The sequence below is a fragment of the Cellulomonas timonensis genome (assembly GCF_900046455.1).
Lineage (GTDB): Bacteria > Actinomycetota > Actinomycetes > Actinomycetales > Cellulomonadaceae > Cellulomonas_A > Cellulomonas_A timonensis.
The window spans coordinates 881,128-906,746 of record NZ_FCOT01000012.1; the positions used below are offsets into that span (position 1 = coordinate 881,128).

Genomic DNA, 25,619 nt, shown 5'->3' on the forward strand with positions numbered 1-25,619 from the left:
GAGTGTGCTGGACGGGATCGCGACGCCACCGCCCCCACTTTCGGGCACCACCCCACTTCGGGCATCGCCCCCGAGCCCGCATGCGCAGGCCCGGGGTGACGCCGACCCGCAGGCTCAGGCCGTCCGGTAGGCGCCCGTCATCCGCACAGCGCCCGCCTGCACACCCTTGGTGCCCGACACCAGCTCGACGTCCAGCACGTCCCGCAGCGCCTCCAGCGGGCTCACCGTGCCGAGATCCCAGGCGGGCAGGCCCAACTCCGCAGCGTGCGCCACAACCCCGTCCACGGCCTCGGGGGCCACGATCGCGACCATCCCCACGCCCAGGTTGAGGGTGTTCTCCAGGTCACTCCACGGCACCCCGCCGAGCGTCCGGACCAGGTCGAAGACCGGGGGCAGCAACCAGCTGCCGCGCGCCACCTCGGCCACCAGGCCGGCGGGCAGCACCCGGGCGACGTTGGCCGCCAGGCCGCCACCGGTGACGTGCGAGAACGCGTGCACGCCGCCCGCCGCCCGCTCCACGAGGGCCAGGCAGTCGGAGGCGTAGACCCGGGTCGGGACCAGCAGCTCCTCGCCGAGCGTGCGGCCCAGATCGGGCACATGCCGCTCGAGGCCCCAGCCGGCGACCTCGATCACCTTGCGCACCAGCGAATACCCGTTGGAGTGCAGGCCGCTGGACCCCAGCGCGATCAGCACGTCACCGGAGCGCACCCGCTCCGGGCCGAGCACCTCGTCAGCCTCGACCACTCCGGTGGCGGCTCCCGCCACGTCGTACTCCTCCGGCCCGAGCAGGCCCGGGTGCTCGGCGGTCTCCCCGCCGACCAGCGCCGTCCCCGCGACCTCGCAGGCCGCCGCGATCCCGCGCACGATGTCCGCGATCCGCTCCGGCACCACCCGTCCGCAGGCGATGTAGTCCGTCATGAACAGCGGCTTCGCGCCGACCACCACGATGTCGTCCACGACCATGCCGACCAGGTCGAAGCCGATCGTGTCGTGGATGTCCATCGCCTGCGCGATCGCGACCTTGGTGCCGACCCCGTCAGTGGACGTGGCCAACAGCGGACGGCGGTAGCCCACCAGCGCCGAGGCGTCATAGAGCCCGGCGAACCCGCCGAAGCCGCCCAGCACCTGCGGCCCGTGGGTCGCGCGCACGGCGTCCTTCATCAGCTCGACGGCCTTGTCGCCGGCGTGCGTGTCCACTCCGGCGGCGGCGTAGGTGACGCCGGCGCCCTGTGCGGCGCTCACGGGTGTTCCAGGGCGGTCGCGCCACCCGAGGTGCTCATCAAGGTCGACAGTCCGTCCTCTGGGGCTCCCAGTGGGAGCTCGTTCTGCTCGAGCAGCTGCTTGCCGAGCCGAGACTCGGGCGGCAGCTCGATGGGGTAGTGGCCGCTGAAGCACGCGGTGCAGAGCTGCGACGCGGGCTGCTCAGTCGCCTCGATCATCGCCTCCTGGGAGATGTAGCCGAGGGAGTCGGCGCCCAGCGACGCGCCGATCTCCTCGACGCCCAAGCCGGTGGCGATGAGCTCGGCACGGGTGGCGAAGTCGATGCCGTAGAAGCAGGGCCACTTCACCGGGGGCGAGCTGATCCGCACGTGCACCTCGGCTGCCCCGGCCTCGCGGAGCATCCGGATCAGGGCGCGCTGCGTGTTGCCGCGGACGATCGAGTCGTCCACCACCACGAGGCGCTTGCCGCGGATGACCTCGCGCAGCGGGTTCAGCTTGAGCCGGATGCCCAGCTGGCGCAGGGTCTGCGAGGGCTGGATGAACGTGCGGCCCACGTAGGCGTTCTTGGTCAGCCCTTGTCCGAACGGGATGCCCGACGCCGCCGCGTAGCCGACGGCGGCCGGGGTGCCGGACTCGGGCACGGGGATGACGAGGTCTGCCTCGACGGGGTGCTCGGCGGCGAGGCGGCGGCCCATCTCGACGCGCGCGGCGTGCACGGAGCGGCCCGCGATGGTCGTGTCGGGCCGGGCCAGGTAGACGTACTCGAACACGCAGCCCGCGCGCTCCACGGGGGCGAAGCGCTGCGTGCGCAGGCCGTCGGAGTCGATCGCGATGAACTCGCCGGGCTCGACCTCGCGCACGTAGGACGCGCCCACGATGTCGAGGGCTGGGATCTCGCTGGCGACGACCCAGCCGCGCTCCAGGCGGCCGAGGACGAGCGGGCGCACCCCCTGCGGGTCGCGTGCCGCGTACAGGGTGTGCTCGTCCATGAAGACGAGGCTGAAGGCGCCTCGCAGGCGCGGCAGCACTTCGAGCGCCGTGGCCTCGAGGGTGTGGTCCGGGTCGCCCGCGAACAGTGCGGTGATGAGCGCGGTGTCGGTGGTGTTGCCGCGGGCCAGCTCGCCGCGACGCTGCGGGCCGTACCGCTCGGCGACCAGGTCGACGAGCTCGGCGCTGTTCGTGAGGTTCCCGTTGTGGCCCAGGGCGAGGGTTCCGGAGGCCGTGGCGCCCAGCGTGGGCTGCGCGTTCTCCCAGGTGCTGGCGCCGGTCGTGGAGTACCGCGTGTGCCCGATGGCCAGGTGGCCGGTCAGGGCGTTGAGCGCGGTCTCGTCGAAGACCTGCGAGACGAGGCCCATGTCCTTGTAGACGAGCAGTTGCTCGCCGTTGGACGTCGCGATGCCCGCCGACTCCTGGCCGCGGTGCTGCAGCGCGTAGAGCCCGAAGTAGGTGAGTTTGGCGACCTCTTCACCCGGAGCCCAGACCCCGAAGACGCCGCAGGCGTCTTGGGGGCCCTTCTCATCCGGTAGCAGGTCGTGGGTCAGGAGTCCGTCTCCGCGAAGGGCCACGCCACCATGGTTGCACACGTGCCCGGCTGCCCGGGGCGACGATCCGGGTCGCGGATCGCGGGCCGGCGACGGGCAGCACGAAGCCCCACGGGTCGGCCGGGAGCCAGGGCAGACCCGTGGGGCTTCGGGGTGGCTGGGGGCGCCGTGGGGCGCCCCCAGCCGGGGTTCACCTCGAGGTCATGACCCCGAGGAGCCGCTCGGCTGGAGCGCGTCGCGCCGGCGCGAGACGACGACGAACGCCACGCCAGCCATGACCAGGACGAGGGCCAGCAGCCCGAGTCCGAGGCCCATGCCCGTCGACGCGAGCCAGCCGCCGGGGGTGGTCGCCCCCGGAGTCGTGCCCGGCGTCGTGCCCGGCGACGTGCCCGGCGCGCCCGGTGTGCCGGCGTCCGCGGCGGCGACGGTGAGGCTCGCTTCCACCAAGATCACGCCGTTGACCGCAGCCCCGATCCGGTACACCCCGAACGGGGTGTCCGCCGGGACCTGGGCGGCCACGACGGCGCTGCCGTCGGCGCCGACCACTGCCGTGCCGATCGTCAGCCCCGGAGCGACGCGTGCCCGAGCGGCACGCCTCTGGGCTCCAGCGTTCTCGGCAGTCCCGTCGATGAGCTGGATCGTGACCTCGTCGCCGGGGGTGAAGCCGGCCAGCCGCACCTCGAACGCCCCGCCGGGCGCGACCGTGACGTCGCTGAGCGACATCGACGGCACGGGCTCCTGCGGGCCGACGGGCGAGTCGATCGCCGCGACGAGCTGGCCCACGCCCCAGCGGGCGGTGGACTGGTAGCCCGCGCCCGTGGGGTCGGCCCAGTTGGTGATCCCGGTGCGCGCCCCGGCGGACGCGTCGTTGACCTGGAAGTCCAGGCCGTGGAACGTGGCCAGGCCACCCTCGCCGAGCAGGTCGACGGCGGCCTCGACCCGGTAGCCGGTGGCGGTCCGCACCACAGCGGACTCGAGGCGAGCCCTCTGGGCGCTCTCGTCACCGGTCCCGAACGAGACCACGTTGTCGGCGCTGATCCGGATCTGCGTGTCCTCGGCGCGGTAGCCGCCGTTCTTGTGGTTGCCCGCGTCGACGAAGAGCTCGACCGAGTCCTGGATCCACGGGTCGGAGCCCGTGACGTCCACGATCGGGTCGGTCACGTCCGCCAGGACGTACAGGGTGTCGCCCTTCCACAGCGTGCGGACCTGCGCGATGGCGCCGCCCGCGCCCTGGACCTGCTTGTCCGTGGCTATGACGCCGGAGTCGGCCCACACCTCGTCGACCGCGCCGTCGATCGCCGGCGCCGCCGACGCCTGCGCGACGTCGAGGTACGAGATCGGCTCCAGGAGCGTGAGCGTCCCCATCGCGCCCGGGGTGTTCCAGGCGCCCGTCGACGAGCCGTAGGCGACGCGGACGTCGAACTGGAGCGTGCTGCCCTCGACCGCCCCGTTGAGGGGCAGGTGCACGACGGCGACCCAGCCGCCGTCGACCTCAGTCGCGACGCCGTCGACGTCACCACTGCCGTTGCGGTGGAAGGAGAAGGTGTCGCCTCCGACGACGAGCGTCACCTTGTCGGCGACGTCCACGACGCTGTCGGCGACCTTGACGTACGCCGTGAGGTGGTCCGGCGCCCAGCGGAGCTGGAACGCCGAGTTCTCGTCGACAGCCCGCAGCCGCAGACGGTCCCACTCGGGCGAGCTGGTCGCCTCCGGGGTGAGGGCGACGTCGCCGCCGAACACGTCCGCCGTGCGCAGGCGGGCCGGGAGCGAGGCCCCGGCGGCGCCGTAGTAGGCGGGCTTGGCCAGCATCGCGTCGTTGAACACCAGGGGCGCGCCCGAGGAGTCCCGCCAGCTGCGGCCGTCCGTGAGTCCCCACACCGTGATCGAGAACAGCGAGCTCTCGTGGGCGCGGAACATCTCGAACGCGTCGCGGAAGTAGTAGCCCTGGTCGATCAGCCGAGCCTGCGTGACCGGGGTGCCGGTCGTGACGTCGAACTCGGTGACCGCCTGCGTCACGCCCATTCCCTCGAATCGCGTGATCGCGGACTCGAGCGCGGAGACCGGCATGTCGAGGTTCACATGGAACTGGTGGCCCACGCCGTCCAGCGGCACGCCCCGCTCGAGCAGGCGCTCGACGAGGTCGAAGTACCGCTGCTGCTTGCCGCTCTGCTCGGTGTTGTAGTCGTTGATGAACAGCGCCACCGGCCGGGCGGGGCCGCTCGCCGACGCGAACTCGTCGTTGAACGCCTCGTCCGCGTACTGGAACGCGAGGTCGATGTACTGCTCGCCGAGGATGCGGAACCACTCGCTGCGCCGCAGGCCGTCGGCGTTCTCCGCGCCGTCCGAGACGACCTCGTTGACGACGTCCCAGGCGACGAGCGGGTTGGTGGCCGAGCCGAACTCCCCGTACTCGTCAGACAGGTACTCGGCGACGTTGAAGATGTGGTCGCGCAGCCGGTCCTTGAGGATCTGCTGCCCGGCAGGCGTCGCGGGGAGCGGGGCCCCGGCGCTGTCCTGGAAGAACCAGTCCGGCGTCTGGCTGTGCCAGACGAGCACGTGGCCGTACATCCGCAGGTCGTTGTCCTGCGAGTACTTCATCAGCGCGTCAGCCTCGACGTGCGGGCTGAACGTGCCGTCCGCGGCGTACCAGGCCTCGGGCTTCATGTGGTTCTCAGGCGTGATCTGGTTGAAGTGGCGCAGCAGGAGGTCGCTGGCCGATCCGGTGGTCTCCCGGCTGTCGATCGCGACACCGAGGGGCACCCCGACCGAGTCCATCAGCGCGGGAAGGTCCTCGATGACGCTGGGCGCCGGCTGACGGACGGTGATGTCGTCGATGAGGAACGTCGAGGTGTTGCCCGCGGCGTTGTTCGCCCACTTCGTCTCGAAGTAGACGGACGCGGAGTCGGTGAACTGCGGCAGCGTGAACGTGCCCGTGACCTTGGTCCACCCGGTGGTCAGGCCCGTGAGCTGGACGAGGTTGGAGTACGTGGTGGTTCCGCCCGACGTCGTGGCGGAGCTGAAGGTCATGTCCCCCGGGGCGGAATCGAACTTGATCCACGCCTCGAGCTCGTAGGCAGTCCCCGCGGTGAGGAGCCCCGACACGTCGAACGAGATGCCCTGGCCCTGGGACACGCGGTCGCTGACGCGGGCCGCGTACGTGCTGTTGTGGCCATCGGCGACAACGGCCACCGTCGGGTCGCCGTTGCCGTCGTCCCGCGGGCCCCAGCCCTGGAGCGTGTTGTCCTCGAAGTCAGCCTGCAGCGACGGGGCCGCGGGCGCCGGGGCGCCTCCGACGGGCAGCGTGAAGGTCCAGCCAGCGGCGAGACGCTCGGCGACGACAGCCTTCGTGGCGGCGACGGAGCCGGCGCGGGCGCCGCCACCGTCATGCACGAGGACGATCTCGCCCGGCTTCATGGCCGCGCGGAGCCGCGTGGTGAGCAGGGCCTCGTCCTGCGTCTCCCAGTCGGCGATGAGGTTGTCGACAGCCAGCGGCTGCATGCCGAGCGCGACCGCGACGGCCGAGGTCTGGCCCCAGCTGCCGTTGGGCGCCCGGAAGTACGGCACCTGCGCGTTCGGGTTGCCGAGCGCGGTGCGGATGATCTCGAGGTTCGCCATCAGGTCGGCCTGGGCCTGCTCCGGCGTCATGGAGCCCATGTCGGCGTACCCGGTGGAGTGGTTGCAGAGCGTGTGGCCCTCACGGACCATGCGCTTGAGGATGTCGCCGCCGCCGGTGGCCTGGATGTTCTGGCCGATGACGCAGAACGTGGCCTGGACGTCGTTCGCGGCCAGGAAGTCCAGCAGGTCCGTCGTGTAGGCGCCGTTGGGGCCGTCGTCGAAGGTCAGCGCGGAGACGTTGCCGGTGCCGCGCGCGAGCTTGGAGGGCGCGAGCACCGGGGAGACGGCGCCGCCGGGCACGAAGGCCGGGTCGATCACGATGCCGCCACCGGTGGCGGCCTTCGTGACGAGCACGTCGTCGAGCAGGAACCCGGGCTTGGACCCGGCCCACGAGCCGGCCTCGAGCGCGAACTTGACCGTCGCCGCGTCCGCTGCCGCCGGCAGGGTGTAGGAGCCGGACACGGTGGTCCAGGCCGTGGTGCTCAGGGCGGCCGCGCCGACGGGCGTGTAGCTGCCGTCGTACATCGTGAACCGGCCGATCGCGTCGGCGTCAGCGTCGACGAGCTTGACGCGCGCGGACAGCGTGTAGGCCACCCCGTGCTCCAGCACGCCCTCGGCCGACCCGACCGAGTCCCAGGTGTTCGCACGGTTGGTCACGCTCAGCGCCTTGCCGGCGCCTTCCGTGACGTACGCGAGCGTGGGGCTGCCGCTCTGCTGGAGGGAGCCGAGGGTCTCGTCGTCGAAGTTCGCCGACAGCACCTCCACCGGCCCGGCCGCCTTCGCGGGGAGCGGGGGGACCCCAGCATCTGAGCGGACGCGACGCCGCCGATGACCAAACTAATTCCGAGGGTTCGCAGAAACCTGCGAGTTCCTTGAGTCCGACCCACGACGACGCTCCTTTGCGCACCCTGACATGGTTAGTGACCTGGGAATCTACGCAGAACTCGGACATTCAGACAAGCGTCCAGCAATATGTTCACCCGATCAACTATTCAGTCGCTCGGCGTGTCGCGACACGGAATCGTTCGGGTGACATACGGAATCCATCGACGGGCGACCCGGGCACAGGTCGTCGACAACGCCCTGACCTGCGAGGACGCACAGCGCAAAGCCCGCCGAACCGCCTCGAACCCGCCTGGAGGCGGGTGGATGGGCGGCCCGGCGGGCCTGGGAGGCGCGGGTCAGCGCGTGCGGCCGCTACGCCGATCGAGGAGGACGGCGATCGCGCCGCCGACGAAGGCCCCGAGGACGCCCAGCGCGAGGCCCACGAGGAACCGCACGGAGCCGAGCCCGTCGAGGAACGAGATGAAGCCGGCGCCGTCCGAGCCGCGCGTGCCGTCCTCCGCGCTCAGCTGCACGAGCACGAGCGCCACGACGATGCCGACGAGCGCGCCGACGGCCATGAAGACGCTGACCTTAGGCGCCCGGCGCACCGTGGCGGGCGTCGCGACCCGTCGGAGCTCGGCCTCGCTGGGCACGGGCTTCGGGTGCTCGACATCCGGCTCGGGCCGGGTCTGCGGCTCGGGCTGCGACGGCGGCGGAGTCTGCGGCTGGCCGTGCGAGGGCTGCTGGTCTGACACCTGACGATCGTAGGCCAGCGCGCCGCGGCCCCGGACTCTCACCCGGGGCCGCGACCGCCATCAACCTCTCAGGACACCGTGCAGGGCGTCCCGCCGAGCGTGAACCCGGTGGGCGTGCCCGGCCCGGTGCGCGGCGCCGACGCGAGGAAGCCGAAGCTCACCGAGCGTCCCGGTCGCACGGTGCGGTTCCACGACTCGTTGCGCACCGTCACCTGGGCGCCGTGCTGCGTCAGCCGGCCGTTCCAGGCGTCGTAGACCCGCTCGCCCTTCGTGAACGTCCAGCCCAGCTCCCAGCCGTTCAGGGTGGTGGCCGAGTCGTTGGTGAGGGTGACGAGGGCGATGAACCCGCCCGGCCACAGCCCCGCCTTCCGGTAGTCGACGGTGCACGTGGCCACGGGCGCCGCCTGCACCTGCACGGTCAGGGTGACGCTCGTGCCGGTGCCGGGGACCGTCGCGACGATGTCGAGCGGCCCGGTGGTGGCCGTCATGGGGATCGTCGCTGAGATCGACGCCCTGCCGACCTCGTCAGTGCCGTCGACGCGCGTCGGGTCGACGGGGAACGCGCCCGCCGCGACCCCGCCGACGGTCACGTCGACCGTCTGCGCCTGCGTCTCGCCGCCACTGAACAGCAATGACGACAGCTCGGCCGTGACCGTGCCGCCCGGCGCGTAGACGCCACCCGCGGGAGCGCTCGTCACCCGTGCGCCCACAGCCCGCTGGGCGAGGTCCGGGCCCACCGGCGAGGACGCCGCGAGGTAGTCCACGAACGCCTGCAGGTCCACCCGCCCGGAGTCCCGTGCGCCCGCGCCCTGCGCCAGGGTGGCGAAGTTGTCGCCGCCCGACGCGAGGAACGAGTTCACCACGACGGTGTAGACCGCCGCCGGGTCCAGGGCGACGCCGTCGAGGGTGATCTGGGTGACGTGCTGCCCGGCGGGGGCCGTCGGGTCGTACACGTACTTCAGGCCCTGCGAGACGCCGAGCTTGAGGAACGGCCGGCTGGACCCTGCGGGCTGCCACTGCTCCTCGAGCACCTGGCGTACCTGCGCGCCTGTGAGCTGCGTGGTGACCAGGGTGTTCGCGAACGGCTGCACCGTCGCGGCCTCCCGGTAGGTGACGTTGCCATCAGGGTCCCCGGCGCCGGTGGACGCGTAGCGCAGGTCCGCCCGCAGGCCACCCGGGTTCATGAAGGCGATCTGCGCCCCGAGCTCGCGCGTCGACCACAGCTGCACGTCGGCCACCAGGTTGCCCAGGGTGGACTCGCCGCCCCGGTTCTCCGGCCCGTTCGCGTTCGTGGAGGTCGGGGTGTCACGGGCCCGGTTGAAGTCGGCCGCGATCGTGCCGAGCGACCGCGAGCCCAGCTCGCTCGCCGCCGCGACGGCGTCGGCGACCAGCGCGGCCACCGCCGGGTCGGCCGGGAACGCCGCCACCCCGCCCGGGGCCAAGCTGACGTTCTCCGCGTCGATGCCGGTGACCTCGCCGGTGGCCCGGTCCACGGTGAACGTGAGGTGGCCCAGCGCCTCGCCGTACTGGCTGGACTGGATCACGGGACGGGTCAGGCCCTCCGCCCAGCCCTCGACGGGAAGCCGGTGCAGGTACCGCTGATGGGTGTGGCCGCCGACGATGGCGTCCACCTCGCCGCTGACCTGCGTGGCGATCCGGCCGAATGCCGAGTCGTCGGTGACGTCCGCGAGATCCGTCCCCGCGGCGCCCTCATGCACCAGCAGCACGATGACGTCCGCCTCGCCGTTGGCCGGGTCGCCGTCGGTGAGCCCGGCGGCGACGCGGTTGACCTCGGCGACCACCGGGCGCACCTCGAGCGACGCGATGCCCGCCGGGGTGACGAGTGTGGGCAGGTCCTCGGTGATGGCGCCGATGAAGCCGACGGTCACGCCGTCGACGTCGCTCAGCGCGTACTCATCGAATGCGGGCGCGCCCGTGGCCCGGTCGTAGAGGTTGGCCGCCAACCACGGGAAGTCCGTGCTGGGGATGACGCGATCGTCCATGTCCGCGCGCCCTTGGTCGAGCTCGTGGTTGCCGAGCGCCGACGCGTCCACACCGATCAGGTCGAGGAAGTCGAGCGTCGGGGTGTCCTGCTGGACGAAGGACGTGAACGTGGACGCCCCGATCGAGTCGCCCGCCGAGGCCACCAGCGTCGCCGGGTTCTGCGCCCGGAACGCCTCGATGGCGCCCGCGACGACGGCGGCGCCCGCCACCGGGCTGGTGCCGCCGCCCGCCTCGAGCCGGCCGTGGAAGTCGTTGAAGGTCAGCAGGTCGATGGTGGCCGTGCCGGTGGCCGGACCGCCCCCGGCGTCGAGGCCGAGCAGCACCGGGTCGTGGTCGGAGGATCGGTACACCGACGCCGCGTCAGCCCACGGCCGCGTGTACTCCAGGCCCAGCCACTCGGGCGCGTTGATGGTCCACACATCCGAGCCGGTGACCCGCTCGGCGAAGGACGGCGTGCCGATGGCGTGGTCCAGCGAGCCGAGCTCCCCGTCGAACGTGTAGGTGTCCTCCCCTGGCGCCAGCGTGGCGACGAGGTCGACCCACCCGGCGTCGGCGAAGACCTGCACAGGGTCCTCCTGGCCGTAGGAGTTCAGGTCGCCGAGCACCACCACGTCGTCGGAGCCGCTGTTCGCCCGCAGCGCGTCCGCGAAGGCCACGACGGCCTGCGCCTGCGCGATCCGGTCGGCGTTGAAGAACCCCTGGCCGTCGGCGGGCTGTGTGCCGGAGCCGCTCTTGGACTTGAAGTGGTTGGCGATCACCGTGAACGGCTGGGCCTCCCCCGCGCCGCCCGCGACCGTCGGGACGAAGGTCTGCGCGATGGGCTCGCGCGCGTTGCCCCACACCGTCTCGTCGACCTGGGTGGCGCTGTCGCCCACCGGGGTCGCCGCCGCGGGGCGGTAGATGATCGCGCTCTGGATGACGTCGGTGGCGGGCGCTCCCGGCCCGACGAGCGCCTTGGGGGTCGGCACATACGCCCACTCCTCGGCGCCGGCGGCGTCGTTGAGGCCGGCCACCAGGTCCGCGAGCGCCACATCGGGCGTCCCGTCGCCGAACTGCGTGGAGTTCTCGATCTCCTGCAGGGCGACCACGTCGGCGCCGAGCCCGCTGATCGCCGCGACGATCTTGGACCGCTGCACCGCGAACTGCGCCGCGGTGGCGGCCCCTCGGGCGTCCGGGTCCACCGATGTCAGGGTGGTGAAGTAGTTGAGCACGTTGAAGGCGCCCACCTGCAGGTCGCCGCCGACGGCCTCGGGCGCTGCCGGGCGCTCGGCGCCGGTGAAGGCGGCCTTCTGGGCAGCCGGGGTGCTGGCGTCGATCGGCAGCGTCGGGTGCAGCCGCCAGTCGTCGAAGCCGTAGCTCAGCACGTACGGCGCCTGCGGCCAGGCGACGGCCGCGCCATTGCGGACCGGCGCGTCGGGCGTGGCGTACGGCTGGGCCGTGGGGTCGCTCAGGGTGACGTTGCGGCCGTCGTCGAGCAGCAGCCGGCGTGCGAGGTTCTGGGCCGTGAGCGCCTGCGCCTCGGGGCCGGGCCGCAGCACGTCCGTGGCCTTGACGGGCAGCTCGTCGCCCGCCGCGAGCCACACCGTGCCGAAGTTGAGGAGCTGGTGGGAGGACGTCACGCGGTAGTCGCCCTGCGGGACGACGAGCATGCCCTCGAGCTGCTCGCGATCCGCGCCCAGAAGCGTCGCGGGCAGCTCGGTGGGCTGCGGCGGAGTGGCGTCGCCCCCGACGACGGCGACGGTGGCGCCGACGGTGGACGTGCCGATCTGCGTGAGCCCGAAGTACTCGGAGACCGTGCCGGTGACGCTCACGGCATCGCCGAGCACCGCGTCGGTCGTGCCCGCGCGCAGGAAGACGAAGACGCCGTCGGAGGCCCCTGGCGTGGCGTCTTCCGCGCCGCCCGATCCTGCCGTCTGCACGTATAGCCCGCGGTAGCCCGAGGCACGGTGGTCGGCGGTGACGACACCCTCGACAGTCACCTCCTGGCCGACCAGCGGCGACGCGGCGCCGGTTCCCTGGACGTCGGCGATGGTGTGGGTGGCGGCGACGGCCGCCGTGACGGCCGACTCGTCGGCGGACGCGGCTGCCGAGCCGTCCGGCGCCGGATCGGCGGACGCGGGAAGCGCCCCGACCACGAGGGCCAGGGCGCTGAGGGTGGAGACGGGGAGCAGAAGGCGCTTGGTGTGGCGCCGTGGGGTGAGCATCGGACGGTCCTCCTTGGCCGAGCCATGCCGTCGGTGCGGGTGGCACCTGGCGTGCTCGCACGCTAAACCCGGCGAATCGCCCACCGCTACCCCCAGAACGGACTGGTCGGTAACTCGTCACCGAGCGGTGACCCGCGCGTCATCGGGGCGACACGCCCTGGCCACTTGGCACCCGGTCAGGCGCGTCGGCGCGTCGCCTGCAACGGCAGCCAAGCCGCCAGGTCCGCGCGCTCCCCCGAGGCCGAGACCCTGCCCGCGGCGACCGCGTCCTCCCATGTGAGCTCGCCGGTCGCGAGCCCCAGCCACGTCTGCGCGTCGGTCTCCACCACGTTGGGCGGGGTGCCGCGCGTGTGGCGCGGCCCTTCGACGGCCTGCACGGCGCCGTCGGGCGGCACCCGCACCTCCACTGAGCGGCCCGGCGCCACGTCGGCCAGCTCCTCGAGCGTGAACCGCACAGCGGTGCGGCGCACAGCCACCGGCACGTCCCCACCCGCGTCGCGCCACTGCCACACGGCCTCGCGCCCCTGCGCCGGATCGGTCCGCCGTCTCACACCCATGGCTCGATCATGCCCGAGCCCGCGCGCTGTCCCGCGGGGCGCCACAGAGGCGACGCACGCTGGCGCGGCGCGCTCTGGCCGATACGGGGGGAAACTGGGGGAATCGCAGGTTCCACGAGCGATCAGGGGGCGCATCATGGCCAGCACACCACCCGTGGCGGGCGCCGCGGGCTCCACCATGTCGGCTCAGAGCCGGGTGGTCACCTCAGGGTCCGGGCGGCGATGGCTCGCTGTGCTGCGGCTCGCGACAGGGTTCATCTTCTTGTGGGCGTTCCTCGACAAGACGTTCGGGCTGCACTACAGCACCGGGGCGCCTGTCGAGGGGGGCACGCCGTCGGTCGCCTGGATCGATGGCGGGACGCCCAGCCAGGGCTTCATGAAGTTCGCGGCGGTGGGGCCATTCAAGGACTTCTTCGCATCGATCGCCGGCACCTTCACCGACTGGCTGTTCATGGCGGCGCTGCTGGGCATCGGCATCGGGCTCATGGCAGGCGTCGCACTGCGGATCACCGCCGTGGCGGGCACCATCCTCATGCTGTGCATGTGGGCGGCCGAGTGGCCGCCGCTGGAGGGCTCCAGCAACCCGATCGTCGACTACCACATCATCTACGCGCTGGTGATGATCGTCTGCGCCGTGCTCTACGCAGGCGACACGTGGGGCTTGGGCCGCTGGTGGGGCTCGCTAGTGGGCCGCCAGCACTGGCTCCGCTGACGCGCTGGCTCCGCTGACGCGCTGGCTCCGCTGACCCGCCGTGCCGCCGGCCAACGGCACGGCGGGACCACCGACAGGCGCCGGCCGGCCTCATCCGCAGGGAAGAGGCCGACCGACGCCCGTCAGGAGTACTCGCTCAGCGGCTGACGCCAGCGCTCACCAGCGGGCGTTGCGCGCCATCTCGATCGCGATCTCCTGCCACCACTGGCCGGCGGCCGGGCCGCCGTTGCACGCGCCGTCGCTCTCGCCGGGCAGCTTCACCCAGAGCAGGGCGTCGAGCCCGCCGCTGCCCACACGCACGGGCCGCTCGCCGAGCGCCCGCCCACGCGGGTTGCACCACTCGCCATTGGAGCCGTTGCCGTTGCGCGAGGTGTCGATGACGAACGTCTTGCCACCCGTCAGGCCCGAGATCGTCTGGCCGTAGGACCGTGACGCGTCGGTGGTCTGGTAGTTCGAGGTGTTGAGCGCGAAGCCCACCGCGTGCTCGAAGCCCACCAGGTTCAGGCGGCGCGCCGCCTCAGCTGTGCCGAGCCAGCCCGAGTGGCCGACGTCGAGGTACACGCGGGCGCCCTTGAGGGTCAGGGCCTTCGCGGCGTACTTCAGGTACCCGACGCGGTCGCCCTGCCCGCTGCAGTCCCCGAGCTGGGCGAGCGCGTCCGGCTCCAGGACCACCCACGGGTTGCCCTGGATGCCCGCGGCGACGGTGTCGATCCAGCGCGCGTACTCGCTCTCGGCGACGCCGCCGCCCGAGTGGGAGCCGCAGTCACGGCCCGGGATCGCGTAGATGACCAGCACGGGCGTCTTGCCCGCGGCCACGGCCCGCGAGGTGTAGTCGCGGACACCCGCCTGCGCCTCCGCCGGGGTGTCCCAGTCGCCGACCCAGTAGGCCTGCGGCGTCTGGGCGATCTTGTTGAGCAGCGTCTTGGTGTCCCCTGACGCGGCTGCGGCGGCGCGGTACGCCTGGGTGTCGGTGTCGACGTAGAAGTCGCCCGTCTGGGGCGGCGGCGTCGTGGGGTTGGTGGTGGGCGTCACCGTGGGGGTGACAGTGGGCGTCACCGTGGGGCTGACCGTCGGGGTGGGCGCCACTGTCGTCGGGCTCGACGTCGGCGTCGTGCCGGTGCAGGTGGTGCCGTTGACGCGGAAGGAGGTGGGGATCGGGTTCGACCCGCTCCAGGAGCCGTTGAACCCGAAGCTCGTGCGGGCGCCTGTGGCGAGCTTGCCGTTCCACGGCAGGCTCGCGACCGTCACGTTCGCGCCGCTCTGGGTGAGCGTGCCGTTCCAGAGCTGCGAGATCTTCTGCCCTGCGGTGTAGGACCAGTCGACGGTCCAGGACGTGAGCGGGTCGCCGAGGTTGGTGACCGTGACGTCGGCGCCGAAGCCGGTGGGCCACTGGTTGGTGATCGCGTAGTCGACGCGACAGGCGGGTGCGGCCTGGGCCGTGGTGGCTGTGGCCAGGCCGATGCCGGTCACGGTGAGCAGGCTCGCACTCAGCAGCGCTGCGGCCTTCCTGCGGTGGGACATGCGTCTCTCCATCGTTCGAGGGCGCGACCGACGTGACGACGATGTGCACGGGGGTCGCTCGTGTCGGGACGACACAACCCGGTCAGCGTCGCCAGCGCCAGAAGGTGAGCGCTTTCTCTTCCGCCCTAAACGATTCAGAGCGCGTGCGGACCGCGGACGACGAAGCCCCCGCCGACCAGGAGGTCGTGGCGGGGGCTCCGAGGGCTGCGGGGGCGTGCGGGTCAGATGACCCCGAGCGCCAGCATCGCGTCGGCCACCTTGGTGAAGCCCGCGATGTTCGCGCCCATCACGTAGTTGCCCGGGTGCCCGTACTCGTCGGCGGTGAACGCGCAACGGTCGTGGATGCCGGACATGATCGCCGAGAGGCGGTCCTCGGTGTAGTCGAAGGACCACGCGTCACGGCTGGCGTTCTGCTGCATCTCCAGGGCGGACGTCGCGACACCGCCGGCGTTCGCGGCCTTGCCCGGCGCGAACAGCACACCGGCGTCCTGGAACATCGCCACCGCGTCCGGGGTGGTCGGCATGTTCGCGCCCTCGGCCACGGCGAGCACGCCGGACTCGATCAGCTGGCGCGCGTCGTTCGCGTCGAGCTCGTTCTGGGTCGCGCACGGCAGCGCCACGTCGGCCTGGATGTCCCACACCCGCACGCCCGGGCGGAACACGGCCCCGTTGCCACGGCGCTCGGCGTAGACCGAGATCGGGCGGCGCTCGACCTCCTTGATCTGCTTGAGCAGCGCGACGTCGATGCCCTTCTCGTCCACGACCGAGCCGGTCGAGTCCGAGCACGCCACGACGTTCGCGCCGAGCTGCTGGGCCTTGTCGATCGCGTAGATCGCGACATTGCCGGAGCCCGACACCACAACGCGGCGCCCGTCGAACGCCAGACCGCGGGTGCGCAGCATGTCCTGCGCGAAGAGCACGGTGCCGTAGCCGGTGGCCTCGGTGCGGACCAGCGAGCCGCCCCAGGAGACGCCCTTGCCGGTGAGCACACCCGACTCGTAGCGGTTGGTGATGCGCTTGTACTGGCCGAACAGGTAGCCGATCTCGCGGCCGCCCACGCCGATGTCGCCGGCCGGGACGTCCGTGTACTCGCCGATGTGGCGGTACAGCTCCGTCATGAACGACTGGCAGAAGCGCATGACCTCGCCGTCGGACTTGCCGCGCGGGTCGAAGTCGGAGCCGCCCTTGCCGCCACCGATGGGCATGCCCGTCAGGGAGTTCTTGAAGATCTGCTCGAAGCCGAGGAACTTCACGATGCCGAGGTACACCGACGGGTGGAAGCGCAGGCCGCCCTTGTACGGGCCGAGCGCGGAGTTGAACTCCACGCGGAACCCGCGGTTGCTCTGCACGTGGCCCTTGTCGTCCACCCACGGCACCCGGAAGATGATCTGCCGCTCAGGCTCGCAGATGCGCTCGAGCACCGCCGCGTCCACGTACTGCGGGTTCTTGTGCAGCACCGGGCCGAGGCTGTCGAACACCTCGCGGACAGCCTGGTGAAACTCCAGCTCCCCGGGGTTGCGGTGCAGCACCTGCTCCAGGACCGACTCGAGCTGAACCTTCACGATCATGCCTCCACAGCGTTCGTACCCACGGCACACAAAACCCTGCGCACCTTAGGGCTCATGACCCGCACCCGCCTGGGACGTCCGCCCTCTGAGCGTCGCATCCGCAGCGCCCGCAGGCCTCTCGTGCCCGGCTGGATCACCCGAAGTATGCGGGGAGAGTCTGGGCGGAGACCGTCCGGGCCTCGTCGAGGGGCAGCGTGAACAGCCCCTCCACCTCGACGGCCGGCACGTGGGCGTGCTGGTCGTCATGGGCGCCCGTCGCCGCGCCGGCGCCTGCGGCGCAGGTCTCGGCGGTGATCCCGATGCGCAGCGCCGGGACCCCGCGCGCGGTGCACAGGTCCGTGAACCGGACCTCCTCGCTGCGCGGCACCGCCACGAGCGCGCGGGCGCCGGACTCGGAGAACAGCGCCGCGAACGGCGTCACCCCGTCCCGCTCGCACAGCCCCGCGAGGCTCACCTGGGCGCCCACGCCGAACCGCAGGCTCGACTCGACGAGCGCCAGGGCGAGGCCGCCCTCGGAGAGGTCGTGCGCGGCGTCGACCAGGTCGTCCCGGCTCGCGTGGGCCAGCACCTCGGCGAGACGGCGCTCGGCCTCCAGGTCCACCTTCGGCGGCAGCCCGCCCAGGTGCTGGTGCGCGACATCGGCCCAGGCCGAGCCGTCCAGCTCGTCACGCGTCGTGCCCAGCAGGTAGATGGCCTGGCCTGCGGCGGTCCAGCCCGACGGGGTCGCGTCGGCGACGTCGTCCAGCACGCCGAGCACGCCGACGACGGGAGTCGGGTGGATCGACGAGTCGATCTTGCCCGGCTCGCCGGTGCCGTTGTACAGGCTCACGTTGCCGCCGGTAACCGGGACGCCCAGCACCTGGCAGCCGTCGGCGAGGCCGCGGATGGCCTCGACGAGCTGCCACATGGCGTCCGGGTCCTCGGGGCTGCCGAAGTTCAGGCAGTCGGTCACCGCGAGCGGGCGGGCGCCCGTGGTCGCGACGTTGCGGTACGCCTCCGCGAGCGCGAGCTGCGCGCCGGTGTAGGGGTCGAGCTTGGTGTGGCGGCCGTTCGCGTCGGTGGCGAGCGCCACGCCCAGGCCCGTCTCCTCGTCGACCCGGATGACCCCGGCGTCGTCGGGCTGGGCCAGCGCGGTGTTGCCCTGCACGAACCTGTCGTACTGGTCCGTCACCCACGCCGGGGAGGCCAGGTTCGGGGAGCCGAGCAGGCTCAGCAGCGTCGCGCGCAGCTCCTCCGGAGCGCTCGGGCGGGCGGCGCGGTCGGCCGCGTCACCGCTGATCGAGTCGGCGTTCAGCGCGTCCTGCCACGACGGGCGGGCGAACGGGCGGTGGTAGACGGGGCCGTCATGCGCCACCGTCTTGGGGTCCACGTCCACGATGCGCTCGCCGTCGTGGTCGATGGTCAGGCGGCCCGTGCCGGTGACCTCGCCGATGATGGCCGTCTCGACGTCCCACTTGCCGGTGATGGCCAGGAACTCGTCGAGCTTCTCCGGCGTGACGACCGCCATCATGCGCTCCTGGGACTCCGACATGAGGATCTCGCCGGCCGTCAGGGTCGGGTCGCGCAGCAGCACGTTCTCCAGGTCGACGTGCATGCCGCCGTCGCCGTTGGACGCCAGCTCGCTCGTCGCGCAGGAGATGCCCGCGGCGCCCAGGTCCTGGATGCCCTCGACGACGCGCGCGGCGTACAGCTCGAGGCAGCACTCGATGAGCACCTTCTCCATGAACGGGTCGCCCACCTGCACCGACGGGCGCTTCGAGGGCTTCTCGTCATCGAAGGTCTCGCTTGCGAGGATCGACGCGCCGCCGATGCCGTCGCCGCCCGTGCGGGCCCCGAACAGGACGACCTTGTTGCCTGTGCCCGACGCGTTCGCCAGGTGGATGTCCTCATGGCGCAGCACGCCCACGCACAGCGCGTTGACCAGCGGGTTGCCCTGGTAGCAGGCGTCGAACACCAGCTCGCCGCCGATGTTCGGCAGGCCGAGGGAGTTGCCGTAGCCGCCCACGCCCGCCACCACGCCGTGCACCACACGAGCCGTGTCCGGGTGGTCGATCGCGCCGAACCGCAGCTGGTCCATGACCGCCACCGGGCGCGCGCCCATCGAGATGATGTCGCGGACGATGCCGCCGACACCCGTCGCCGCGCCCTGGTACGGCTCGACATACGACGGGTGGTTGTGCGACTCGACCTTGAACGTGACAGCCCAGCCGTCGCCGATGTCCACGACGCCCGCGTTCTCGCCGATGCCCACCAGCAGGTGCTCCTTCATCTCCGGCGTGGTCTTCTCGCCGAACTGCGACAAGTGCACCTTGGACGACTTGTACGAGCAGTGCTCAGACCACATCACCGAGTACATCGCCAGCTCGGCGGCCGTGGGGCGCCGGCCCAGGATGTCGCGGATCCGCTGGTACTCGTCGGGCTTGAGGCCCAGCTCCGCGAAGGGCTGCTCCTGATCCGGGGTCGCGGCGGCGTGCTCCACCGTGTCCGAGTGACGCCGGGCGTCGGAGGCATGCGTGGCGGGGTCGTGCTGAGGCGCGCTGGTCATCGATTCCCTCGAGTGGGTGGCCCGGACGGCTGGGTCCGCGGGGTCCGTCGGAAGACCAGGCCAGGCTACCGGCGTCCACTGCGTGCCCGGGCTGGGTGCCCAGAGGGCGGTCGGGCGCCCAGACGAATCCGTACGGAAATGTCCCGTGGTTGAGTTCCGGCATGGGAACGTTCAACACCTACGTCGTTGCCCAGTGGGACCGTCCACTGACCGAACTGCGCGCCAACGCCGCCCTTGAGCACCTCGGCGCGGATGAGGGGTTCTCGTGGGCTCGCGCAGACGGCCGGCAGTGCTTTGCGCCCGAAGGGGAGTTCTACGGAGGCGAGTTGCTACCGCCCATCACGGAGATCGAGCGAGAGGTCGAGGGCCCTGTCCTCGGGCTGGGGGTCGCCAGCTCTCATTGGGAAGTGGCGTTCAACCTGCGCGGTGCGCCATGTTGGATTGCTGCCGAAGGGTCTGACGAGACGCCTGGCGCGTACTTCGAGGAGCTGATGACTCGGCATTGGGGGCGGCCATGGCAGACGGGCGCCGCAGCCGCACTGGCCGAGTGGGTGTCGCCGTGGGCTCAGGTCAACGCGGCGGTCGTGGCGGTGACTTTGACCATTCCGCACCTGCTCGCCGAGGCCAAGCTCGCCGACCTGCAGCGCGTGCTGACCCTTGCGCCTCAACGCGGACACCCTTGGTGGAGCATCTATGGGTCCGACTCGGTCAGCGAGTCTGATATCCCGGGAGCGCTCTACGCCATCGATGCCTACTCGCTGATTGTCTCGAACCTTGTCCTGCCATACGAGGAGGGGTGCGTACCTGGGTTGGCGCTTGTCTTCACGTCCACGGGCTTCGGCCTCTGGGACCGCGTCAACTCAGCGTGGTCCAGAGCGCCCGAGTTGACCTACAAGGCCGCCCTCAGCGAACTGGCGCCGCTCCTGGTCGCGCTCGGGTGGTCGCCGCTGCGCTGAAGGCGCGGCCTAGCGGCGGATGATGCCGCGTTGGGTGGCGACGGCGACCGCCGCGGTGCGGGAGTCGACACCGAGCTTGGTGTAGATGTGCACCAGGTGGGACTTCACGGTGGCCTGGCTCAGGAACAGCCGCTGGCTGATCTGCTGGTTGGACAGCCCCTCGGCGACGAGTTGCAGCACCTCGGTCTCGCGGGGGCTGAGCACGCCGCCCGGCGCCCGGACGCGGTCCATGAGCCGCATCGCGATCGCGGGGGCGAGGGCTGAGCGGCCCGCCGCGGCGGTGCGGACGGCTGCTGCGAGCTCCTCGGGCGGGGCGTCCTTGAGCAGGTAGCCGGTGGCGCCCGCCTCGATGGCGGCGAGAATGTCGGCGTCAGCCGCTCGAGGCGCGTCACCACCGCCCCGACGGACTTGTCATGCGGTCATACCGTCGGGCTAGCGTTGAAGGGCCGGAGGCCGTGGAGGGCATCACGCGCTCGGGCCGCGACCGCGATGCTCCGCCTCGTGAGACCGCGACACACACGCGAGCGCTCGACGTCGCACGAGCCACCGGGAGCCAGATCCCGTCGATGGCCGCCATGAGCCTCCTCGTCGCCCACCTGCCATGCCCCGACCCCGCTCAGCGCCACCGCCCATGTTTTGTCCGAGGGCGACGTGGGCAGCCCAGAGAAGGCTCGACATCGCGGATCTCACAATTCGGACATAGTGGCCATTTTCACGGGCTGTAGATACCGTTTTGCTGGTACACACAGCGACAGTGAATCGCTCCGATCTTCGATCTCCACTTGATGCCGCAGGGGGCCTGCACCGTGACCGACACCAACATTGGCGTGCGCAAAAACGATCTTGCAGATATCGGATTCGTCCATGGGTACCTAGAGTTTGCAGATAGCACACAGAAAGAGATCGACGAGTCGACTGCCGATTGGACCACCTTCACGCGCACATGGGACGATCTGCACCCAGACACGTACATGGCAGATGGAGGTCGATACCGCTATCGGCGATACTCGGAATTCGACGTGGAAGCACCTACGGGAACATTCACTCGTCGACCGCACGTTGCTTACTCGCAAACCACGGATGTCAACCACCTCAACGGAGGGTCGAGCGCTGGTATGAGCCGATTACGAACGCGATGGTCCAGAGCGGGAGTTTCGCTCGAATAATCGCCACATGCAGCCAGTTCCTCGAGTCGGCACGACCCGGACATCACTGGCTCGCTCAGTGCTTTCAGAATCGGATTGTGGCGACGCCAGATGAGTCAGGTAGGCCTGCACCCGAAGGCCGTCATCGCGACGGCGTCGATTTTGTGCTCACGCTATTCGTCGCTCGCGTCGGAGCAGACGGCGGGGAGAGCAGCACCTGGACGCGCGACGAGCAGAAACTCGCGAGTGTCCAGCTTCAGGACTCCGGTGAATACATCTTCCTCGACGATAATCGCCTTCTCCATGACGTCACACCCGTTCTCCTTCGGCCCGCTGCAGACACTGGCTACCGTGACGTTCTGATCGTCATGTTTACGTCGCACGGCAAGGCCTGAGGTCCGTGAACCGAAAGATCAGATCCTTCTCCCAACTCCACACTGAGGTCGCCGATCGCGGACGACCTGTGGTAACCCTGTTCAGCGGCGGTCTAGACAGCAGCTATCTCCTCCTGCGCCTGCTCCAGTACGGCGTGAGTGAGGTACACGCACTCTCGGTCAACATCGGCGACCATGAGAGCACCGAAGCAAAGCAGCAGATTGCGGAAGCGATGGGGGCCACGCTTCATCTTGTCGATGCTAGGTCGGAGTTCGCCGAGAAGTTCGTCCGTCCAGCGATATTGGCGCACGCGGTTTACCTCGACACGCATCCGATCAGTTCGTCGCTATCGCGGCCGCTAATTGCGGCGCGAGCAGTAGCCCTAGCGAACGACCTTGGGGCATCCACAGTGCTCCACACGGCGAACCGTTCGCAGAACACGCTGCGTCGCATTAACGGGGCAATTTCGGACCTGGAGTATTTCGGCTCGTTTGGCAGCCCGTACGACTTGGACCCTGTAGACCGCTCCCAGAAGGTTGCGGCGCTAGCGGCGGCGGGCATCACCGGATCGGCAGCCCGCCTTATCAGCGGTGATTCCAATCTCTGGTGCCGCGAGTACGAGTCCGGCGGCCTCGACGACCCCGAGAGCCACGATCTAGGACTTGCCCCGTTCGAATGGACACGTCCCGACGCGTTAGCAATGTCAGATGATGTCGCGATCACGTTCAGTCAGGGCATCCCTGTGGCGGTCGATGGTCGGCCGATGGGACTCGTCGAATTGATCGGCGAACTGAACAGCCGAGTCGGGCGATTCGGATTCGGTCGGTACAGCGGACTTGAACACCTCGACGGGGGACAGAAGGTCCTGGAAGTACGGGAGATGCCTGCCGCTTGGATAATCTTGAGGAGCCGTCGCCACCTAGAGCTAGCGACTCTTCCAGAGAACGCCGTCAGAGAGAAGATGGCTCTCGAGCAGACGTGGGTGACGGAAGCACTCGAAGGACGCTGGTATCGCGGCCTTCGTGAGAGCTTGGACCACTTCTTCGCGAAGCTACTCGACCCGATTGAAGGTACCGTGCGCTGGAAACTATCACCTCATTCCGCGGATACCGTATCCATTGTGGCCGACCGACCGTTATACGTGCGTGACCGAGAGCAGTGGGAGCGGGAATCGATCGCCGACGAACGTAGTCATCATCTTGTTCCAGCGCCACGGCCATTAGTTGACGCCATGGTCGTTACCTAGATGACGACGGCCCGCCCTGCCGGAAGGGCCAGTCTGCGCGTCGACCTGCTCGTCATGTCGGTGGCCGTCGCTTGGGGCGCGACCTACTGGGTGGCCAAGGACCTGGTCGCCGGCGGCGCGGTGCTCGCCGTCCTCGGGGTGCGGATGGGCCTGACGACCGTGCTGCTCGGGGCGGGCCTGCTGCTGTCCCGTCGGCGGGTCACGAGGAGCGAGCTGACGGTCGGCGTCACGCTGGGCGTGATCCTGACGGCGGTCTTCGCGTTCGAGACGTTCGGCATTGCCGGCCCCAGCGCCACGAACGCCGGACTGATCATCAGCCTCACGATGATCTTCACGCCGGTCCTCGAGTCCGTGGTGAACCGGACCCGGCTGGCGGGGATCTACTACGTCGCGGGCGTCCTGTCGATCCTCGGGGTCGCGCTGCTCACCGCGGGCGGCGAGGTCACGACCTTCGGCCTCGGGGACTGGCTCGTGCTCGGCGCCGCCGTCGTCCGGGCGGTCCACGTCACGATGATGCACCGGCTGCCGCGGGGCAGGCCGCTCGACTCGTTCAACCTGACGTTCGTGCAGATGGCGGTGTGCGGCGTCGCCTTCGTGGCGGCCTCATTCTTCACGTCTCAGTCGGTGGCCTCGTTCGTCCCCCGCATGGACGCCGGGCAGGTGGCGGCGATGGTGTTCCTGGTCATCGTCTGCACCGTGTTCCCGTTCGTCGTCCAGATGTGGGCGGTCCGTCGCACGTCGCCGAGCCGGGTCAGCCTGCTGCTCGGCACCGAGCCGGTGTGGGCGGCGCTCGTCGGCGTCACGCTGGCTGGCGACCGGCTCGCCCCGATCGGGTGGGTCGGGCTCGTGATCGTGCTGGTGTCGACGCTGGGCGCGCAGAGGTTGGGCTCGGATGGGCCGGCGCGGCCCGGGAGCCACCCGACCGGTCCCGGCGCGGAGACCCGCGAGGTCGGGGCGGCGCGGCCTAGCGGCGGATGATGCCGCGCTGAGTCGCGACGGCCACCGCCGCGGTGCGGGAGTCGACGCCGAGCTTGGTGTAGATGTGCACCAGGTGGGACTTCACGGTGGCCTGGCTCAGGAACAGCCGCTGGCTGATCTGCTGGTTGGACAGCCCCTCGGCGACGAGTTGCAGCACCTCGGTCTCGCGGGGGCTGAGCACGCCGCCCGGCGCCCGGACGCGGTCCATGAGCCGCATCGCGATCGCGGGGGCGAGGGCTGAGCGGCCCGCCGCGGCGGTGCGGACGGCTGCTGCGAGCTCCTCGGGCGGGGCGTCCTTGAGCAGGTAGCCGGTGGCGCCCGCCTCGATGGCGGCGAGGATGTCGGCGTCGGTGTCGTAGGTGGTCAGCACCAGCACCCGGGGCCCGCCGGGCTGGGCGGTGATCTGCGCAGTCGCCTGCGTGCCGTGCATGCCCGCGCCGAACTGCAAGTCCATGAGCACCACGTCCACGTCCCCATGGGCGGCGCGCTCGACGGCCTGCTCGGCGGTGGTGGCCTCGGCGACCACCTCGAAGCCGGGCTCGGTCTCGAGGACGGCGCGCAGCCCGGCGCGGACCACCGGGTGGTCGTCGGCGAGCAGCAGGCGCACGCGCTCGCTCATGCGCCGGCCTCCACGGGGAGGGTCACGGCCACGGCCGTGCCGGAGCCGGGCGCGGACTCCACCGCGAGGGAGCCGCCGAGCGACCGGGCGCGCGCCCGCATGGCCGCGAGCCCGAAGCCCGCGCCGTCGGCTGCCCGACCGGGCGCGTCGACGGCGTCCGGGTCGAAGCCCTGGCCGTCGTCGACCACGTCGAGCGCCACCTCGGGTCCCATGTAGCTCAGCGTGAGCTCGACGCGGCTGGCATGCGCGTGCTGGACGGCGTTGGCGAGCGCCGACTGCGCGATGCGCAGCAAGGCGAGCTCATGCGCCGACGGCAGCGGGGTCGGCTCGCCGGAGACCTGCACGTGCACGGCGATCCCCGCCGTGTCGGCGGTGGTGGCGCCCACGCGCCGCAGCGCGCTGGGCAGGTCGCCCGCCTCGAGGTCGGGGGGCGACCAGTCACGCACGAAGCGCCGCGCCTCGGCGAGGTTGTCGGCCGCCGCCACCCGGGCCCGCTCGACGTGCGCCAGCGCCTCGTCGGGGTTGTCGGGCAGGCGCCGCTCGGCAGCGCGGAGCAGCAGCTGGATGCTGGACAGCCCCTGCGCGAGGGTGTCGTGGATCTCCCGGGCGACGCGCTCGCGCTCCTCGAGCATTCCCGCGGTGCGCTCGGCCGCCGTGAGGTCGTCACGCGCCTCCTGGAGCTGCTCGATGAGCCGGCGGCGCTCCTCGCTCTCCCGGTACAGCGCCTGGTAGCCGAGCACCACCGCCACCGACACCGCCGCACCGAGCACCGGGCCGATGACCATCGCGGCGGTGAACACGTGCTGATGCCAGCCGAAGCCCGCGATCGCGGCGACGGTGGTCAGCCCGACGGCGACCACGCCCCAGCGGGTGCGCAGCAGGTGCATCTCGACGAAGAACAGCGGGAACGCGAGCCAGATGCCGTCCGGGGTCAGCGCGAGCAACACCAGCCACACGGCGATGAGCACGCCCAGCCACACCGTCGCCGCGCCGCGCGAGCGCCGCACCGCCGGGACGAGCTGGCCCGCCAGGTAGACGAGCCCGAGCGCGACGGCCGTCGCCGCCACGGCGCCCGCGTCGTCCATCTGGTCGACGACCGCCCGCACCCCGGCCAGCACGAGGAGCGCGACCACCAGCAGGTGCAGGCAGGCGCGCAGCAGCACGGGGGTCAGGGATCGGGCGCTCACGTCCTCCCAGGCTAGGTCGCTGCCCGAGCCGCGGCATCGATCAAA

The 25,619-nt window shown here is 71.0% G+C and carries 15 protein-coding genes and 2 pseudogenes; 5 read left to right on the plus strand and 12 right to left on the minus strand.

Translation table 11 applies throughout. The annotated features are described in order from the left end of the window. Positions 1–114: 114 nt before the first annotated feature. The 6 genes from purM to BN3788_RS12590 all read right to left on the minus strand — a co-directional run bounded on the left by purM (position 115) and on the right by BN3788_RS12590 (position 12,722). Positions 115–1,242: a phosphoribosylformylglycinamidine cyclo-ligase gene (purM, locus tag BN3788_RS12565; RefSeq protein WP_066586456.1), complete on the minus strand. Its 1,128-nt coding sequence runs from the start codon at positions 1,240–1,242 to the stop codon at positions 115–117. Beyond that, entirely contained in the window at positions 1,239–2,786 is a 1,548-nt protein-coding gene (gene purF, locus BN3788_RS12570) for an amidophosphoribosyltransferase (RefSeq protein ID WP_066586459.1), read from the minus strand. The genes purM and purF overlap by 4 nt, the downstream gene beginning before the upstream one ends. A 177-nt stretch (positions 2,787–2,963) precedes the next feature. Beyond that, positions 2,964–7,142 carry an endo-1,4-beta-xylanase gene (locus BN3788_RS12575; RefSeq protein ID WP_066586467.1) on the minus strand — a complete coding sequence of 1,393 codons (4,179 nt, stop codon included), beginning with the start codon at positions 7,140–7,142 and terminating at the stop codon, positions 2,964–2,966. Positions 7,143–7,558: 416 nt separating this feature from the next. Then, positions 7,559–7,957 (minus strand): histidine kinase, encoded by a 399-nt coding sequence (locus BN3788_RS12580; RefSeq protein WP_147525128.1) that lies wholly within the window; start codon positions 7,955–7,957, stop codon positions 7,559–7,561. A 68-nt stretch (positions 7,958–8,025) separates the two neighbouring features. Then, entirely contained in the window at positions 8,026–12,165 is a 4,140-nt protein-coding gene (locus BN3788_RS12585; RefSeq protein ID WP_066586469.1) for an ExeM/NucH family extracellular endonuclease, read from the minus strand. Positions 12,166–12,341: 176 nt separating this feature from the next. Next, positions 12,342–12,722 carry a sterol carrier family protein gene (locus tag BN3788_RS12590; RefSeq protein WP_066586470.1) on the minus strand — a complete coding sequence of 127 codons (381 nt, stop codon included), beginning with the start codon at positions 12,720–12,722 and terminating at the stop codon, positions 12,342–12,344. 136 nt (positions 12,723–12,858) lie between these two features. Between BN3788_RS12590 and BN3788_RS12595 the strand changes: the two genes are divergently transcribed. Beyond that, positions 12,859–13,434 carry a DoxX family protein gene (locus tag BN3788_RS12595; protein WP_066586471.1) on the plus strand — a complete coding sequence of 192 codons (576 nt, stop codon included), beginning with the start codon at positions 12,859–12,861 and terminating at the stop codon, positions 13,432–13,434. 156 nt (positions 13,435–13,590) lie between these two features. On the opposite strand, the gene BN3788_RS12600 is transcribed toward BN3788_RS12595, so the two are convergent. From BN3788_RS12600 to purL, 3 genes are all read right to left on the minus strand, one after another. Then, the gene (locus BN3788_RS12600) at positions 13,591–14,955 is read right to left on the minus strand and encodes a glycoside hydrolase family 6 protein (RefSeq protein WP_066586473.1); all 1,365 of its coding nucleotides are present in this window, start codon (positions 14,953–14,955) and stop codon (positions 13,591–13,593) included. A 221-nt stretch (positions 14,956–15,176) separates the two neighbouring features. Next, positions 15,177–16,523: an NADP-specific glutamate dehydrogenase gene (gene gdhA, locus BN3788_RS12605; protein ID WP_066586475.1), complete on the minus strand. Its 1,347-nt coding sequence runs from the start codon at positions 16,521–16,523 to the stop codon at positions 15,177–15,179. A gap of 133 nt (positions 16,524–16,656) precedes the next feature. Next, positions 16,657–19,068, minus strand: coding sequence for a phosphoribosylformylglycinamidine synthase subunit PurL (gene purL, locus BN3788_RS12610; protein ID WP_066586479.1), 2,412 nt, complete (start codon positions 19,066–19,068; stop codon positions 16,657–16,659). Positions 19,069–19,229: 161 nt separating this feature from the next. On the opposite strand from purL, the gene BN3788_RS12615 reads away from it, so the two are divergent. Next, positions 19,230–20,024: a hypothetical protein gene (locus BN3788_RS12615; protein ID WP_066586482.1), complete on the plus strand. Its 795-nt coding sequence runs from the start codon at positions 19,230–19,232 to the stop codon at positions 20,022–20,024. Positions 20,025–20,033: 9 nt separating this feature from the next. On the opposite strand, the pseudogene BN3788_RS12620 reads toward BN3788_RS12615, so the two are convergent. Beyond that, positions 20,034–20,396: pseudogene (locus tag BN3788_RS12620) on the minus strand (response regulator transcription factor); the annotation flags it as partial. Between the two features lie 599 nt (positions 20,397–20,995). Between BN3788_RS12620 and BN3788_RS18705 the strand changes: the two are divergent. From BN3788_RS18705 to BN3788_RS12635, 3 genes and pseudogenes are all read left to right on the plus strand, one after another. Next, positions 20,996–21,564, plus strand: a pseudogene (locus tag BN3788_RS18705) (2OG-Fe dioxygenase family protein). A gap of 5 nt (positions 21,565–21,569) precedes the next feature. Next, positions 21,570–22,790 carry an argininosuccinate synthase-related protein gene (locus BN3788_RS18710; RefSeq protein WP_199824777.1) on the plus strand — a complete coding sequence of 407 codons (1,221 nt, stop codon included), beginning with the start codon at positions 21,570–21,572 and terminating at the stop codon, positions 22,788–22,790. Then, entirely contained in the window at positions 22,791–23,768 is a 978-nt protein-coding gene (locus tag BN3788_RS12635) for a DMT family transporter (protein ID WP_082812854.1), read from the plus strand. Here BN3788_RS12635 and BN3788_RS12640 read toward each other — a convergent pair. Next, entirely contained in the window at positions 23,755–24,387 is a 633-nt protein-coding gene (locus BN3788_RS12640) for a response regulator (RefSeq protein WP_066586498.1), read from the minus strand. The two genes, BN3788_RS12635 and BN3788_RS12640, sit on opposite strands and share 14 nt — an antisense overlap. Then, a complete protein-coding gene (locus BN3788_RS12645) occupies positions 24,384–25,574 on the minus strand; it encodes a sensor histidine kinase (RefSeq protein ID WP_066586501.1) in 1,191 nt (396 codons plus the stop codon). The genes BN3788_RS12640 and BN3788_RS12645 overlap by 4 nt, the downstream gene beginning before the upstream one ends. Between the last annotated feature and the right edge of the window lie 45 nt (positions 25,575–25,619).